A 15,676-nucleotide genomic window follows, 5' to 3' on the forward strand; every position below is an offset into this window, starting at 1 on the left:
AAGAGGAATTTCTTTCATTGCGGGCGATGCGTCAAGAAATGTTTTGAGATCTGTCGGAGCTGTGGATTTTATCGGCCCACATAGTGCATCTTGCGGTCAATAACAGGGCAAAGGTGCCGAGTTGATAAGCGGGCGCACCGGCGAGGAAATGCGTGGACAGATGAAGCGCGTCCATGAAGCCAACTATGGCGTCTATGGCTCTCGCAAGGTCTGGCTTAATTGCGGCGCGAGGGCGTCGCGGTCGCCAAATGCACGGTGGAGCGACTGATGCGTGCCATGGGCTGTCAGGCGTTCGCCGGAAAGGAGGACGATCACGACCGTCAGCAACCCAAAGGCGCTGTGCCCGCTCGATAAGGTCAACCGCGAGTTTCGCGTTGCCCGGCCCAACGCCTTGTGGGTGGTCGATTTTACTTACGTCCACACGTGGACTGCCTTCGTCTACGTGGCTTTCGTGAAGTCAATGCGACATTCGCCTTTAAGAGACACGATACCGCACGCCCCCAGTGCGGCAGATACATGAAGCCCTGTAGGGATCGGCACCGCCGCTCCCGTAAATACAGCTCATGAGCCTAACATGGGGCGTCTTCCAACTGCCGGGCTAGATAGGCACGCACTTTCACTTCCGTCGACGAGCGGGCGTTCCGCCCGGCCTTAAGCCTAAATACGAACGAAGGATCGCCCATAGCCTCTCGACCGAAGCGCGCAGGAGGCATGCGATAGGTTTTTAAAAAACTTTCAATTTCCTGGATCAACATAATCGACTCCGACATAATGTTCCCATTATGTTCATATGAAATTTCCTACTTGTCTAGGAAATTTCATATGTGAATTTCGCTGCATGCCCGACCAAGTGCGAAGAGGGTTTTAAGGTTATTGACCGAACGTGGCGCTGAGCAGCGTATCGCAAATCGGAATGCGGCCTACATTCAGCACTTTGTGAAATGTCGCGCCCTAAGCTGATGTTTCCGCATTGCGGAGGTACACGCCCGCTGACAGGCTCCTCGCGCTCCGCTTTGGCTACTCTGCCGATGCCGTGGCGGTGCGGGCAATGGTGAAACGATGAGCGCGTTAACGGCGGAATAACGCCCTTCAGCGCCACGACGTCGCCATCCAATGGCAGTCCCACATGGTGGGGGCCCAAGCCATAATGAATTTTGTAGGACTTGTCCTGTTGCATTGTAGGATTTTTCCTACGATGCTGCCTCCCTGCTCTGAGAAAATGGAGGCGCTCATGTAGCAACCGAATATCCAATCAGGCAACCGACAATAGTCGAGTCGGCGCAGAGAAGAGTCGCGAAGCGCGTGCGCTGAAAAAGATCAATTTACAATTTATACAATAAATAATATTTTACGAAGCATTTTTAATAGTTTCGTGGAAAGTCTATATTTTCCTAATTAGCATTTTTTGGAGTTGTTATGACCGATATTATTGTAACTGCATATCCTGGAACTATAGATGCAGGAAATACCGGCACCCAGCCTGCTGTAGGTACACAGCAAATACTCATTGCACAGGCTCAGCAGTATTGGCTTGGACCAAACAAGGTCATCCTCGATAAACAAGCAGATGTCGTGGGTGATGACATCACCGTAATCGGCACCAAAATGAAGCAGGCGAGTTTATCGATTTACCAAAACGCCTTTGCCGGCGGTGGTGGTCATTTGATCAATGTTCCGATCCTTGGCCAGATCTCCAATGCAGAGCTTGTCGGGATCCTGCGCAACCTGAAGTTCACCGCCACAAATCAGATCTTCAGCCCAGGCCGTGCTGGCGAAAATCTGGTGGGCCAAGGAAATTCCGAAGTGCCAGTCACCATCAATGTGACGGCACTCCGCCAGTATAGCCTTCTAACGGGCGGCCTCGCCTACCTCGTTTTTCACGAGGTCGCGCATGCGCTACAGGCTATGCAGATCTACAACGCACAGTTGTGGGAAGCTTATCGGAATGGCCCGGGCGCAGGACTCTCTTATGCCGACCAACTCGCCCAATATCCTAGCAGTGACCAATTCAAAGCGAATGAAGCACGTGCCAACACAATCGCAAGGTTTTTGGCAGGTGGCGGAGCCAACTGGAACTTCACGCCGGAAAACGGCTACGAGTGATTAAACGTTGAACGCTGAGGGGCTTGTCCGGCTGCTCGATACTCGGCCGCCGGTCAAGCCCCTCAAGTGGCAATTGCTCTATCTCCATTCCGATCTTTTGAATCTTCGTGGTGGCTCAACATAGTTATTGCTTGCCAATCGTCTTGCCATCGGCGTCGAGTTTAGACGCTCCGCCGTGAAGGCGCCTAATGGTCGTAATTTTCCCGTTTGCGACATCGTAGGCAACCGCATCATATCCCCAGCAACAGTCAGGGGGGGGCGTCCTGCCCCAGCTCGCCATAGAATTGAAATACTCGATAAACAGGATGCGGCCCGAAGAGGCATAACCGGGCGAAAGCTTGAATGAGACGCCGCTTGCAGTGAGTTTGGGTCCAAACGCTTTGAGCCACTCAGTTTTCCCTTTTGCGACCATTTGTCCGTCTTCGAAAACCGAAACGTTGTCCGCAAGAAGAGCGGAATATGCCGACTCATCCTTGGTTGTGAAGGCTTGAACTATCCTGTGCGCCACGTCGACTTGATCGGTGGGCATTGGAGGCGGTGGAACCTGCGCGATTGAGCCAGAAGTGGGAACCAATAACAAAGCAGCCATCGCTGTGCGTCGTAGCCATGCCATTTTCATCGTTTCTCCGTCCTATTGATACATCTTTGGAATCAAAGGATGGCTTGCGCAATGATTAATGACCAGCGGCTTGGTTTTCACCGCTTCCCATAACTCTACGTAGCAAAGCGTTATGCCGCAGGGAGACCTGTCGCTAGGACGCACGGGTTGCTGTTACCGCCTTTCAGTTCAAACTGAACGTCCCAACATTATTCCCCTCGCCGGGCCGCCCAATTCAACCCTTGGCTGATACGCGCCTGGAGGGCGGGACCCACGCGGCTGCCCCCCAGCAAGCGTACCGCCCGCGGCCCATCTCCAATGCCCTGCGAGTGGCTGGTTTATTCGGAAGCCGTCGTTCCTTGCGGCCCGAGGGGACGGAGGCAAGGTTAATACCTGATTGTTCCTGACTCAGTAGGTAGTCACAGACCAAATTCCTTCGTTGTGAGGTTCCAATCTGGCTGCCCCGTGCCAAGGCACGGCCGCGCTCTATTTCGCTGACGCTCAACCGAGCCGCCTGCAGCGTCTCGTCGGCATAGCCGTGACGATCGCTGGCGGGACGGGACGCTCATCGCGTCCCGTCAGCGGTCTCCGCGCCTGCGGCGCGTCGGCGTGTGCCTCGGCTCCAGGGTGACGGGGGGCGTCACGGCCCCTTAGCCCCGCCATGGCGAGCCGCAACCTGGGCGGAGCCCAGGTCCTCCACCCTGTTCCGGCCCTTCGGGTGCACCCCGCCATCTGAGGCGAGGCTTTTGGTCCGCTCCTGCCGCCCCCCGCCACCCCGGCGCCGGTCAATGGCGGTTGAGGAAAGGAACAGGAGAAATGGAAAGGACCAATCGCCAGAGCCTCTATGGAGAGGTCACTTCCCGCATCATTGCCGAGCTGGAAGAGGGCAGGCTCCCTTGGGTCCAGCCCTGGGATAGTGCGCGGTGCACGTGCCTGATGCCGCACAATGCCGTTTCCGGGCGCGTGTATTCGGGGATCAATATTCTCATCTTGTGGTGCGAGGCGGTGGAACGCCGGTTCGCATCGCAGCGCTGGCTGACTTACAAGCAGACCCTGGCGGCGGGCGGTCATGTCCGACGCGGCGAGAAGGGCACGGTCATTTGCTATGCGGATCGCTTCACCCCGAAGGGCGAGACCGAGCAGGCGCGGTGCGAGGATCGTGAGGCCCGGACGATTGCGTTCCTGAAACGCTTTGTCGTTTTCAACCTCGATCAGATCGAAGGGCTGCCGGCGAAGTATGCCGAGGAACCGGCGGTTCCCGATCCGGTCATGGCGATTGCCGAGGTGGACCGGCTGATTGCGGCCACCGGCGCGGACTTCCGGATCGGCGGCGATGAGGCGTTCTATGCGCCCAAGCTGGACTATGTGCAGGTGCCCTCGCAGGCAGCTTTCCATGAGCCGGTGAACTGGTTCCGGACGGCACTTCATGAACTTGGCCATTGGAGTGGCGCAAAGGGCCGATTGGATCGCGATCTGACCGGCAAGTACGGTTCGGCCGCGTATGCCAAGGAAGAGATGATCGCCGAGATAACTTCGGCTTTTGCCTGCGCGTCGCTGGGTATCCAGCCCACGGTGCGGCATTCGGATTACCTCGGATCCTGGCTTGAAGTGCTGCGCGCTGATGAGAAGGCGATCTTCCGGGCGGCCAGCGCAGCCAGCAAGGCGGCCGATTTCCTCCTCGCATTCGGGGAGGATGCAGCATGAGGTGGCATCTCTATCGGCTGGAACAGCGTATCCATGAGGCATTCCTGCGTAATGCCTTCCCGGAATACGAAGATCCGGAATTGCGGCGGCTGGCACGCGCGATTTATTCGCTGCCGTACCTGCCCAATCGGGCGTTCTGCCTCTGGCGCTTCGAAGGTCTTCGCTATGAGCAGATCGCCGAGCGTATGGGCATCAGTGTCCGCCGGGTGGAGAAAGAGCTCGGCTGCGCGATGGGCATGATCGTGCGCTCGCGGGATCGGCAGGAGCGCAAGGGCTGGTAAGCAACCGGGGCGCGTCCGCTGCGGCGGACGCGCCCCGGCCTTGTTTGCGGGGGCGTGGATTGTTCAGGCTTGCGGCGGGAAGTCGTCGACCAGGTACGAGATGGGACTATTCATCCATTCGGTAACGGCACTTTCGCGCCAACCGCAGCAGCGCTCGGCGATGCGAACCTGCCTCGGGAAAGTGCCCGACTGGATCTTGCGGTAGAGGGTCGCGCGGGAAAGGCCCGTGCGTTCGAGAACGACATTGAGGCGCAGGAAACGATCATGGGGCGTCATGTTCATGTGGCGTGTCCTCCGATTTCTTGAGGTGGACTGGCCGGCCATGAGCAAGATTGGGGCAAAGCGAGTAGGGCGCAAGTGCCTGAAAATGTAGGGGGGCACGAAGTGTACCCTATGTGCACTCTAACGGACCCCAACGGTACCCTACGGACACCAAAAAAGAGTCTCACCGCCGGAGGCGCGTGACTGGCGGCCCCGTCCCAAGCCGTCTCAAAGCACGCGGTGCGCGCGAATCACTGACATCGCAGGCACGCGAATCGCGCCAGACCTCGGCGGCGATCACGCCGCTTTGCTTGCCGGAGTCTCAGCGCCGCAGTGGTGCGATCAGGATCGCACTGCCCGCTATCGTGATCGCGCGTGTCCGGTGACCTGGCAAACATGCGCCAGCAGCGAGGCAACCAGCGCTCGAACCTCGTCGGGCGTGAAGCCGCCATCGTCGGGATGCTGGCCATCGGTCAGATTGCGACGGTTCCATTTCCAGTAGGGCGCCAGCACCTGCATTAGCCGTGCCGTCTCTGGGCAATCATAGCCGAATGCAGTGACGTTAGCGTACGCGAGCGACCGATCGACATGCAGGCTGATGTACCGCGCACACCAGCTGTCGGGAAAGCCGACATCGAGCAGATGTGAGGACAGCGCGAGCTGCGCGACGATGCCGGTCGAATAGAGAAAGTCTGGCCAGTCGAACGGCGCTTCGGGTGAAAGCATGGCCGCGAACTGTTCGGCCCGCTTGTAGCGATCCCGACTAAGGCTGCGGCCCTGCTTGGTGCGCAGCAACCGTACCGGTTCGGCGTCGTAGATTTTCCAGAGCGCAGCGAGCGCGGAGTTCTCATCGGGCAAGGAAGCGAGCGCCGCAGAAACAGCGGCGATTTCATCGGGTGAAGCAGCAGGAACAAGCACGTCCATTGGCACCTCCGGGTCCGCATCAAGGCGGGTTGGCGGAAGGTTTCGGGACAACTTGCGGACCAGTCCCGAACTCCCGCGCGCTAACGCGCGGGAGCCGCCGGAGCTGGTAACATGCAAGTGACATGCGCCGCCGCCTTTAACCCGAAGGCTTGGACATACGCGTCGGCACCCCGGAAAACTGTGTTTTCCGAGCTAGACTCACTTGCGGGATTACCAGTCCCGGCGCTGCCCTTTGCGCAGCGCCCTGGCAGGATAACAGACGGGAATCCTTCCGCCAAGGCTGCGCGGAGTGATCGGACATCAAGGCTGAAAAGCGGGAGATGAAGGCAACAAGCCCGGCATCCTCTACGCCTAAAACGTCAAAGCGTTGCGCCATCATGAAATGGACATCACCCGCCATGCCGAGCAGGCTTGCGAGCAATTCGCTGCGCGGTGGGAGACAAGGCCAAAGGTGCGCGGACGCTCCAAACCGGCAGGACTGTGAAAAGGCGGCCTGATGGAACTCGCAGCCGGGGTTCCACTCTGCGCCACGGAGTCGCCCGCGCACGACCGGTATAGCACAATTTTGCGAGGCCGGTCTTGTCCATTTCATTCGTCCGTGTCGGAAGCAGAACAACAAAACCGTCCCTGCCGATTTTTGACTACGGCTAGCTCATTCTCGATCAATGCCAGCTGGTTCTTGAGCGAACGCCCGCATGCCGCGCCGCCGCCATAGCGTCAGCGCTTGCTCACGATCTTCGCCGCGCAATCTGGCCGCTGCTTCGACGAGCAAACCGAGGATCGCCGCACGGTCATCCCCGGTCAGTTCGACCAGCTCGGCTTTCGCGATCAGCCCGCCGAGCTCGATGAGCTGGCGGGTGCGCTCGCGCCGCTTCACTTGCCACGCGCGAGCATCATGCCGCGCCCGGCTCGCCAAGTGGCAGTTGCGCGCTGCCTGGTTCCGCCGCAGCGCTGCCAAGGTTGCTGCGATCCTCGCTGCCAGTTCCTGCGCGAGCGCCTTTGCCGGCCCCTGAAAAGAACGCAGCGCCCCACTTGCGCCATGCCTCCTTTCTGGCAGCGTCCGTGGTGGTGGCAGCGTCGAGTAAGGCGCCGGCCAGCACTTCGGCGGAAAGGGCATCGGCTCCTGTCGCGTTCACCAGTTCTCCGAGCTGGCTGGTCTTGCGCATTTTGAGTTGCCGCGTCTTGTCGGTAAGCGCTTTGAGTTCGGCGTCATAGTCACGGGGTTTGCGCATCGTCCGTCCTTTCTTTGATCGAGGCGGACGGTTCAGCTATCGGGAGTCTCAGCGCCGAACAATAGCGTGAAATCTCTTGGGATTTCGCGTTCCCGAGTGCGATGAAATCGTTCGAGGGCGCGCTTATACGTCGTGCCGACGTGCTGCTTGAAGTGTAAATGGTTCGCCGCATGGCGATCTACCATTTCTCGGCCAAAGTCATTTCGCGCGCTGCCGGCTCCTCGGCGGTGGCCGCCGCCGCCTATCGTTCCGCCTCGCGGCTGCACGACGAGAGGCTGGGGCGCGATCATGACTTTTCCAACAAGGCGGGCGTGGTCCACTCGGAAGTGCTGCTCCCCGAGAACGCCCCCGAGCAGTGGCTCGACCGCGAGCGGCTGTGGAATGATGTCGAGGCGGCCGAGAAGCGCAAAGACGCGCAGCTCTGCCGTGAGGTCGAGTTCGCCATTCCCCGCGAGCTCGACCAGGCCGAAGGCATTCGCCTGGCCCGTGACTTCGTTTCCCGCGAGTTCGTAGCACGCGGCATGGTCGCCGATCTCAATGTGCATTGGGATATTGGCGAAGACGGACAGCCCAAGCCCCATGCCCATGTGATGCTCGGCATGCGTGAAGTGACCGAGGAGGGTTTCGGTCCCAAGGTGCGCGATTGGAACCGCACCGAACTGCTCACCCATTGGCGCGAAGCCTGGGCGACCCACGTCAACCAGCGCTTGGCCGAACTCGATATCGATGCGCGGATCGATCACCGTTCGCTGGAGGCCCAGGGCATCGAACTCGAGCCGCAGCACAAGATCGGTCCCGCCGCCTCGCGCATGGCGGGGCAGGGGTTGGAGAGTGAAAGGCTCGAAGAGCACCACGCGATTGCCCGAGCCAATGGCGAGAAGCTCCTCGCGAACCCTGGAATCGCGCTCGATGCCATCACCCACCAACAGGCGACATTCACCACCCGTGACCTCGCCAAGTTCGTTCACCGGCACAGCGACGGCAAGGAGCAGTTCGATCAGGTCTTGGGCGCGGTCAAATCCTCGCCCGAGCTGATCGCGCTCGGCAAGGACGGGCGCGGCGAGGATCGCTTCACCTCGCGTTCGATGATCGAGACCGAGAAGCGGCTCGAGAAGGCCACCATCAAGCTCGATGCCGGGCGGCGGCATGGCGTCAGCCGGGCCATGCAGGAAAAGGCATTGGCGCGCGCCGAGGCGAGGGGGCTCGTTCTCTCCGGCGAGCAGCGCGGAGCACTCGAGCATGTGACCAATAGCCGGGGTCTCTCTTCGGTGATCGGCTATGCCGGCACTGGCAAGAGTGCGATGCTCGGCGTTGCCCATGCTGCCTGGCGCTCGGCGGGCTATGAGGTGCGCGGCGCGGCGCTCTCGGGTATTGCCGCGGAAAACCTCGAGAGCGGCTCGGGAATATCGTCGCGCACCATCGCCAGCATGGAACGGCAATGGGCGCAGGATCGTGAACTGCTGACCGATCGCTCGGTGCTCGTCATCGACGAGGCCGGGATGGTCGGCACCCGGCAGATGGAGCGCGTGATCTCCGAAGCCGAGAAGCGCGGCGCCAAGGTCGTGCTGGTCGGCGATCCCGAGCAGTTGCAGGCAATCGAAGCCGGCGCGGCCTTCCGCAGCATTGCCGAGCGCCATGGCAGCGTCGAGATCATGCAGGTGCGCCGCCAGAGCGAGGAATGGCAGCGCGAGGCAACCCGCGATCTCGCCACCGGGCGGACCGGCGAGGCGGTGCTTGCCTATGAGCAGGCGGGGCATGTCCATGTCGCAGCCACCCGCGAGGGTGCGCGCGAAGCGCTGGTAGGGCAGTGGGATCGCGATCGTCAGCAAAACCCCACCGCGAGCCGGATCATCCTCACTCACACCAATGAAGAGGTTGGCGAGCTGAACCAGGCGGCGCGCGGGAAGATGCGTGAAGCCGGCGATCTGGGTGAGGATGTGGCGCTCAAGGTTGAGCGCGGTGAGCGGGCCTTTGCCGTGGGCGACCGGGTGATGTTCTTCCGCAACGAGCGCAGCATGGGGGTGAAGAACGGATCGCTTGGTACCCTTCGCAGTGTCTCGCCTTTCAGCATGGCGGTCATGCTCGACGATGGCCGATCGGTCGCCTTCGATCTCAAGGACTACGCTGACATCGATCACGGCTATGCCGCGACGATCCACAAGGCGCAGGGCATGACGGTGGACCGGGTGCAGGTTCTCGCCACGCCGGGGCTCGATCGGCATGGGGCCTATGTGGCGCTCTCGCGCCACCGGGCTGAGGTCGATCTCCACTATGGCAAGGATGACTTTGCCGATCGCTCGAAGCTGGTCCGCGCGCTGAGCCGGGATCGTTCGAAGGACATGGCCTCCGACTACAGCCCGGCCTTCGAGATGAAGCGGGAGCCGCAAGCCGAAATCGCCATCAAGCGCGATCCCTTTGCCGGGCTCAGGCTCAAGGCGCCGGTCATTGCCGCGCCGCCGAAGCCGCTCGAGGTGGCGGTGCAGGGCTATGGGCGTGCGGCACAGGAAATTCTGCGCATCAAGGCGATGGGGTTGAAGCCCATCGAACTTCAGCAGCAGGCGTTGGAACGAGCTGCCAACCATCTCGACAAGGTGCGCGAGCACGGTGCTCGCGATCTCACGGCGGCGATCCACAAGGACCCCGATCTCGCCGACGAAGCCGGCAAGGGGCAGACCAAACGCGCGATCCAGGCGATGATGGCCGAGCGCGAGATCCGCATCGATGCCGACTTGCGTGCCGACCGCTTCGTCGACGAGTTCCAGACCCAGACCCGGCTGCTCATGCGGATGCGCAAGATCGGTGACGAGCTGGGTGAGGAGCGGGCAGAAGCGCGAATCGATCAGCTCGCCAAGAGCCTTCATCGCGACCCGCAGCTCGAGTCGTTACTGCGAAACAGGGTCCGCGAACTGGGGCTGAAACCAACCGGGAAAGAAACGGTGTCGCACCAGATCCAGGAATGGCTCGGCCGCTCGCGCGACCGTGGGCTTGGGATAAGCTGATCGGATGACCGAAATCCACACCCCCCAAGAGCTTGATCCTGCCGCTGCGTTCGAGGCCATGGGCCAGCGATTGGCAGGGCTTACCGCCGCCATCGACGGCCTCGCCGTCAAATTTCAGGAGATGCATGCCCGCGATTACAGTCCCGAATTGGCGAAGATCGAGGGACAGTTTCAGGCGGTACGCGGCGCGGTGAAGCAGTTCACCGAGCGGCCGGTCATGGCGCTGACGCCGGAGCGCCTCGCTGCGCAGATCGAGGCGGCGGGAAGGGATGGGCGGCTCGCTGATCATCAGGCTTGGGAGCGGGCGCGTATCGAACTTCTAACGGCTGCTGCTTCCATCAACATCGTCGTCGCCGATGCTCGCGCGGGGCAGGTTCAGAACAAGTGGATGGTGATCGCCGCGAGTGCAGCGCTTGTTGTTGGGCTCTTTGCGGGTGGCGCAGGTCGGGACATCATTTCCTGGATGGCGCCCACGAGTTGGCATTGGCCGGAGCAGCGGGCTGCGGCAATGCTTGGGCGAACTGAGTGGGACGCTGGCGAGCGGCTTTTAGAGGTTGCCGATCCGGAGAGGAGGCTGAGGGTGAATGCGGCGATCCAATCTCAAGCAGAGGCGAAGGTTATCAGTCGGAAGTTGCGCCGGGCTCGGAGCGAAATTCGGTAGTAATGCCCCCTCCAGAGATCACCGTCGACACAGGTTGGAATGGCTGGAATTGGATCCTGTTGAACGGGCGTTATTCAGTCACTGACCGGCCAGTCCAGTCGGTCAGAATTTCAGAGGCCTCACCGGCGGATTTAACCTTCCAGCCCGCAGCTTGGCTGCGGGCGCATCTTTCAATACGATCCTGATCTGCGCGACACCATGATGATATCGCCTGAAGGCGGCGGCCGCGATTGGATCGTCGAACTGCGTAATTGTCTGGGCATCGTTTGGTTTGGTGATCAAGCCGTTGGGTAGCCGTTCCTCCCATCCTTGAGCTACGCGGAAACCGTGCACGATGTCGCGAATGGGCGTGATGACATAGTCCGCTCGCGCCTCTGACCGCTTAATCAGTATGCCCGTCGCCTCACACTCGACTTTGTCGGCGGCATCCCCCCAAGCCGCAAAATGAGCGCGCTTGGCATCGTTTAAGTCATCAGCGATCGCGACCCGGCACGCGTCCGCGAATTGCTGCGCTTCGGTTGAGCCCTTGGCCGCTACCGCCTTGATGATGCTGAAGTCGGTCTCGCTGTTATTGTTTCTGACCGCCCAGAAGCCGACATTGCTGCCCCCATTTGTACGGTTCATCCGGGTCTCGAAATGCGCGATGCCCGCCCCGACCTTTGTTGGACCGTCATGAATCGCCTCATCATATCGCTCGAGTAGGGCCAAGAGGTCTGCATGATCCGCCGGGTTATCAATCGGGGTGTTGAGTTCGTAGCGCGAACGCATGTCGAGAAAATGATTCTCGGCGGCACTTCGCGATGCAAAAGCTCTGCCGTTGGGAAGGATGAGCGGCTTGTTGGGCATCCGTATAACTCTCAGGTTTTCTCGGCGCTGCGCGCCGTGCGCAGGCCTTGCGCGTCCCGCCATACCTGTCGAAGGTCCTGCGGAGACACCAGGTTTTCGACCCGTGAGCCCGCGATGGCATCGCGCCAGATCTCGACCGGACTGTCTTCCAGAAAGGAGCGAAAACGCGCGTTGTCACCTGGCTGGAGATCGCCGTTTCGCGCTACATATTGCGCCGCAATCCCGGTTGCTGCCTGACGCGGCACGCCGAACATCGATGCTAGAACAGCTCCAGGATCGTTCACGCCATACTGGATATAGGCTGGAAGCATGCGGCGCTCGTCGCTGGGGGATGACGTGTCGCTTGCGAGCATGTCGCGACCGCGCAAATAGGCATGCGCGCCCCAAGATACTGTCTGCGAAACCTTGCCGAACACATATTTTCCGGCCTCGCGAATCCGTTCCGCCTCATCTTGTCCACTGAAGGATGGCGCGATCTCGTGGATCGCAGCGCCATTCATCCACTGGTGTACGACGTCGGCGACCAACTGAGTGTTAATCGTCCCATGGCCTTTCTCCAGCGCGAGCGAGAGTTCGGGGAGTTTGACGAGCGCATCGATGAGATGTTTCAGGCCTTCCCGTGCCTGCATTTCGGCAGCATTGCCGCGTGCAAGAACGGGATCGGAACCGATCGAGGCGTAGAGTTCGTCAAAGCTAAAAGAGGCGAGCCCCGTCTGATCGGCAGTCTTCATATATCCGGACTGCTTGCCCGACACTTCGGCGACATAGCGGCGCGCGAGACGCATAAGGGAGGCTCGCGTATTCGCAGACTTGCCAGCAAAACTTGCCGTCACAAGCCGCTCGAGTTCGGATTGCGTTTCGCGCGCGCCCAAGCTGGCGACAGCATGGCCAAGATACTGGATAAAGGGGCGTATTCCTTCGTTGATCTTGTATGTCCACTTGATCGAATCCGTTTCATCGATTCTCTCGATCGCGGACGTGAGCGCGGAATCGATCCGCTCATTGAGGTAGGTTGTATACCTCTCCCACTCATCGCGGTGCTTCGGGTTCGCGAAAACGACGACCCCTTTCTCGGAAAGGCCGACACGCCCCGCTCGCCCGGCAATGTTCCAGAATTCGCCGGGCGATAAGGGACCTGAATATGGTTTTGAAACCGAGTGAATCACTACGCTGGAAACCGGGAAATTCATTCCTTGGGCAAGCGTTGTCGTTGCCGCGATGAAATCGAGCACGCCAAGTGCCGCAAGCCGCTCGACAAGATACCGAAGCTCTCCGCTAAGCGCTGAATGGTGAAAGGCAACGCCACGCGAGAGACATTTGGCGAGATCGCTATTGGCGCCGTAATCCGCCGTCGCGAGCGCCAGCGCCACCCTGAACTCGGCTGGCGCTTCCTGGGGGTCTAGCACTGGCTTGGTAGCGGCAATGGCGAGGGCGGCTTCTTCGGCATTGATGCGTGAGCCGGGGAACATCGCGAGTGACGGCCCGAACGCGCGTAGCCGCTTGCATAGAACTACCGCGTTTGATCGTACCGAGGGCGGTTTCAGCTCCTCGCGTTCCTCGGGCGTTAAAGGCAGACGCGTCGGGCTGATCACGTTGTTGGGACGATGCGGCTCCTTCCACTCGATCTCGATCGCGCGAGTACCCGCGCGTCCTGTGAATTTTGTAAGGCCGACAATCAGGCGAGACGGGCGCCATTGGACGCCGACCTCATGGCTACGCCCCACGCTCAGCCAGTCCGCCACGTCCTTCGCATTCTCGACGAATGGCGTCAGCAGCAGGAGGCGGATGTGCGCATGTTCCCGGCGAAGATTTGCAAGCAGCAGCTCAAGCCGCACACCGCGCTCACCGTCTTTGAGAAGGTGTGCCTCGTCTACGATGACGAGGCGGACGGTCGAGAACCATTCAGCATGCGCTCGCAGCAACAAGTCAAGCTTCTCGGGTGTGGAGACGACGACGCCTTTGGCTTGCTCGAGAAGTGCCAGCTCGAACGGATCCTCCTCGAATGCGCTGCCGGCTGCTGTCACAAGGATATCGAGATCAGAGAGATCGGCACCCAGCGTCCGTTTGACCTGGGTCGCGAGCGCGCGGGTCGGGGTCAAGTAAACGATTTTTGCGTCCGCGTAGCTCGACACGGTTTGCACGGCAGCGAGTTCGGCCATCAGCGTCTTGCCCGAACTCGTCGGCATCTGCAGGACAACCGCTTCCTGCCTCGGATCGAGCAGATTGCTGCTGAGCGCCTCCTGCTGCGAAGGCAGCATGCTGTAGATCGCTCCTTCGCGGGTGCTCATGTTCTTGATCAGTGAGTCGATCTTCTCGGTAATGTTGAGCCCGTTGGACCAGATCGAATCCGAACGTAATTTCGCTGCGATCAGTGCCACCGACCGCGTCCAGGTCATCAGTTCGGGATCCGAGGACAGTTCGGCATACTTGCGCGCTTTACTGAGCAAGACCTCGAGTTCCGTCGCTACGTTTAGCGCCTGCCCCCGCCGGCCTCGCAGTTCGCCTTCGAGCAGATAGCTGACGATGACGACTGTTGCCTGTGCTGCATGATACAGCGAAAGGAGCGTCAGTGCCGCCTGATCCTCGCGCGGCGCCTCAGTTAGCCATTCACGGTCTGTCTCTGCTTGCAGCGCAGACAATTCTTCCACCACCGTCCGGGCTGCTTCGATATCGACGCGGTCTCGCTGACGTGCCGTAAGGATCAGTGCGCGAGTCACGGCTGCTTGGACACGCAGTGGCCATGCAGAAACGTTGTCTGGAGTGCCGAGCAGCGTTCCAATCGCGTCTAGACCGAGCAATTGTCGCAATTCAGTTGGCCTGCGTGCTGCTAGACCTGTCGCGGTCAGGAGTAGTAGGTCTCGCATCTCGACCTGGCGGCGCTCGACCGCAGCGAAAATATAGGCCTGCCATTGCTCGAAGACGCGCTGACTGCCGCTCAACGTCTCCCGGGCCAGACGCGGTTCGGCACCGTAGAGGCTGGACTCAATATCTACGGAAGCGAGAAGCTCTTCATAGCCGAAAAGCGCACCGATTTTAAGCTCGATCAGATCGGCGCTCGGCGGTTCGCGATTCCTGTCAAGCACGGCCTGGAAGGCGGCATCATCGAGCGCAGACACCAAGGCATCGATATGGTTTGCGTTGAGAATGTTTCCGACATCAGTCATGCTGACGCGCCGCATCCATTGCCTTGCGGCCGAATTCGTTTAGGTCAGCACCGATCGATAGGCTCATGCCGCGCGCTTTGGCATGTCCGAACGTTGCTGTCGCCCCTCTCAGTGATTTCAGATCTTCAAGATCTGCTGGCACCACTCCTCTAATGACGACTGGCGCCACCATGAGGTTCGCTACCTTCGCAGTTTTCTCCAATTCGACGAGCATGTTGAGCAACGGCGTACAATATTCTGTGCCCTTGCAACGCAGCGCGCAGGCGACGAGGAAGCCTTTGAGCTTACCGACCTCCGCCGTAACCTTCCCGCATTCCACGATGAGTTTTTCCGCCTGGCTCGGCGGGCGATTGATATCGTCTGTTCCCTTGACCTGAATGAGGACCAAAGCGAGCTCACCGGTAGACTGGTTCATCACGCTCCAGCCGTCGAATCCAAGGATCGGCTGGTTGCGATTGCCTTTCGTAGCATGAAGTGCTGGCGGCGTGGCCATGTCGAATACGACGCTGAGTGCCTCACGTGCGACAATTTCGGTGGTTTCAGAGCGGTAATTCGTAAGGTGAGCCGGCTTTCCACCTTCGGCATCAGGATCAGGCAGTGACGAGCGAAATGCTTGGATCAAATGGTCGGTTTCGAAACCGCCGATGCCTTCCGCGGGGTCTGGGACGGTGAGGAGCGGTTCGTTCTCTGCGAGATCGCGAAGCTCCTGCTCGCCATATGCGCTACGTATCGCACCCACCGCATGACGCAGCATGCCATCGTCGACAAGGTCGAGATCGCACGACTCCAGAACGACCGCCCAAAGGTGATCATCGGCGTCCGTCGTGATGACGTGCTTCGAATAACGTTTGGCTAAATCCCCCACGGACGGTAGCTCGCACAAGTTACTTGATGCGTCAATCG

General features: G+C 60.1%; 13 protein-coding genes and 1 pseudogene. 6 read left to right on the top strand and 8 right to left on the bottom strand.

Translation table 11 applies throughout. The features are described 5' to 3' along the window. Positions 1-157: 157 nt before the first annotated feature. Both ACZ1JC_RS12645 and ACZ1JC_RS12650 read left to right on the top strand, forming a co-directional pair. Positions 158-454 (top strand): annotated as a pseudogene (locus ACZ1JC_RS12645) (IS3 family transposase); the annotation flags it as partial. A gap of 962 nt (positions 455-1,416) precedes the next feature. Beyond that, positions 1,417-2,103, top strand: coding sequence for a hypothetical protein (locus tag ACZ1JC_RS12650; RefSeq protein ID WP_465136526.1), 687 nt, complete (start codon positions 1,417-1,419; stop codon positions 2,101-2,103). Between the two features lie 124 nt (positions 2,104-2,227). Here ACZ1JC_RS12650 and ACZ1JC_RS12655 read toward each other — a convergent pair whose 3' ends face one another. Then, on the bottom strand, positions 2,228-2,722 hold the full coding sequence (locus ACZ1JC_RS12655; RefSeq protein ID WP_465136525.1) for a DinB family protein: 495 nt from the start codon (positions 2,720-2,722) through the stop codon (positions 2,228-2,230). 795 nt (positions 2,723-3,517) lie between these two features. Here ACZ1JC_RS12655 and ACZ1JC_RS12660 point away from each other — a divergent pair. Together ACZ1JC_RS12660 and ACZ1JC_RS12665 are read left to right on the top strand one after the other, a co-directional pair. Then, complete coding sequence (locus ACZ1JC_RS12660) at positions 3,518-4,405, top strand: ArdC family protein (protein ID WP_465136524.1); 888 nt, start codon at positions 3,518-3,520, stop codon at positions 4,403-4,405. After that, complete coding sequence (locus ACZ1JC_RS12665) at positions 4,402-4,686, top strand: sigma factor-like helix-turn-helix DNA-binding protein (RefSeq protein ID WP_465136523.1); 285 nt, start codon at positions 4,402-4,404, stop codon at positions 4,684-4,686. Before ACZ1JC_RS12660 ends, ACZ1JC_RS12665 begins: the two co-directional genes overlap by 4 nt. A 63-nt stretch (positions 4,687-4,749) precedes the next feature. On the opposite strand, the gene ACZ1JC_RS12670 is transcribed toward ACZ1JC_RS12665, so the two are convergent. From ACZ1JC_RS12670 to ACZ1JC_RS12685, 4 genes are all read right to left on the bottom strand, one after another. Further along, positions 4,750-4,968, bottom strand: coding sequence for a helix-turn-helix transcriptional regulator (locus tag ACZ1JC_RS12670; protein ID WP_465136522.1), 219 nt, complete (start codon positions 4,966-4,968; stop codon positions 4,750-4,752). Between the two features lie 339 nt (positions 4,969-5,307). Continuing rightward, a complete protein-coding gene (locus ACZ1JC_RS12675) occupies positions 5,308-5,871 on the bottom strand; it encodes a hypothetical protein (RefSeq protein WP_465136521.1) in 564 nt (187 codons plus the stop codon). Between the two features lie 652 nt (positions 5,872-6,523). After that, positions 6,524-6,748: a conjugal transfer protein TraD gene (locus tag ACZ1JC_RS12680; RefSeq protein ID WP_465136520.1), complete on the bottom strand. Its 225-nt coding sequence runs from the start codon at positions 6,746-6,748 to the stop codon at positions 6,524-6,526. 16 nt (positions 6,749-6,764) lie between these two features. Beyond that, positions 6,765-7,103: a conjugal transfer protein TraD gene (locus ACZ1JC_RS12685; protein ID WP_465136519.1), complete on the bottom strand. Its 339-nt coding sequence runs from the start codon at positions 7,101-7,103 to the stop codon at positions 6,765-6,767. A 170-nt stretch (positions 7,104-7,273) separates the two neighbouring features. Between ACZ1JC_RS12685 and traA the strand changes: the two genes are divergently transcribed. Continuing rightward, complete coding sequence (traA, locus tag ACZ1JC_RS12690; protein WP_465136518.1) at positions 7,274-10,102, top strand: Ti-type conjugative transfer relaxase TraA; 2,829 nt, start codon at positions 7,274-7,276, stop codon at positions 10,100-10,102. A gap of 4 nt (positions 10,103-10,106) precedes the next feature. After that, positions 10,107-10,763: a DUF6118 family protein gene (locus ACZ1JC_RS12695; protein WP_465136517.1), complete on the top strand. Its 657-nt coding sequence runs from the start codon at positions 10,107-10,109 to the stop codon at positions 10,761-10,763. Positions 10,764-10,865: 102 nt separating this feature from the next. On the opposite strand, the gene ACZ1JC_RS12700 is transcribed toward ACZ1JC_RS12695, so the two are convergent. The 3 genes from ACZ1JC_RS12700 to ACZ1JC_RS12710 are packed head-to-tail and all read right to left on the bottom strand — an operon-like array spanning position 10,866 to position 15,638. Beyond that, positions 10,866-11,609, bottom strand: a complete 744-nt coding sequence (locus tag ACZ1JC_RS12700) for a DUF3223 domain-containing protein (protein ID WP_465136516.1) — start codon at positions 11,607-11,609, stop codon at positions 10,866-10,868. Positions 11,610-11,620: 11 nt separating this feature from the next. Beyond that, positions 11,621-14,773: a DEAD/DEAH box helicase gene (locus tag ACZ1JC_RS12705; protein WP_465136515.1), complete on the bottom strand. Its 3,153-nt coding sequence runs from the start codon at positions 14,771-14,773 to the stop codon at positions 11,621-11,623. Next, complete coding sequence (locus ACZ1JC_RS12710) at positions 14,766-15,638, bottom strand: hypothetical protein (protein ID WP_465136514.1); 873 nt, start codon at positions 15,636-15,638, stop codon at positions 14,766-14,768. Before ACZ1JC_RS12710 ends, ACZ1JC_RS12705 begins: the two co-directional genes overlap by 8 nt. Between the last annotated feature and the right edge of the window lie 38 nt (positions 15,639-15,676).

It is taken from the genome of Sphingomonas sp. BL-S-28, from assembly GCF_055521515.1.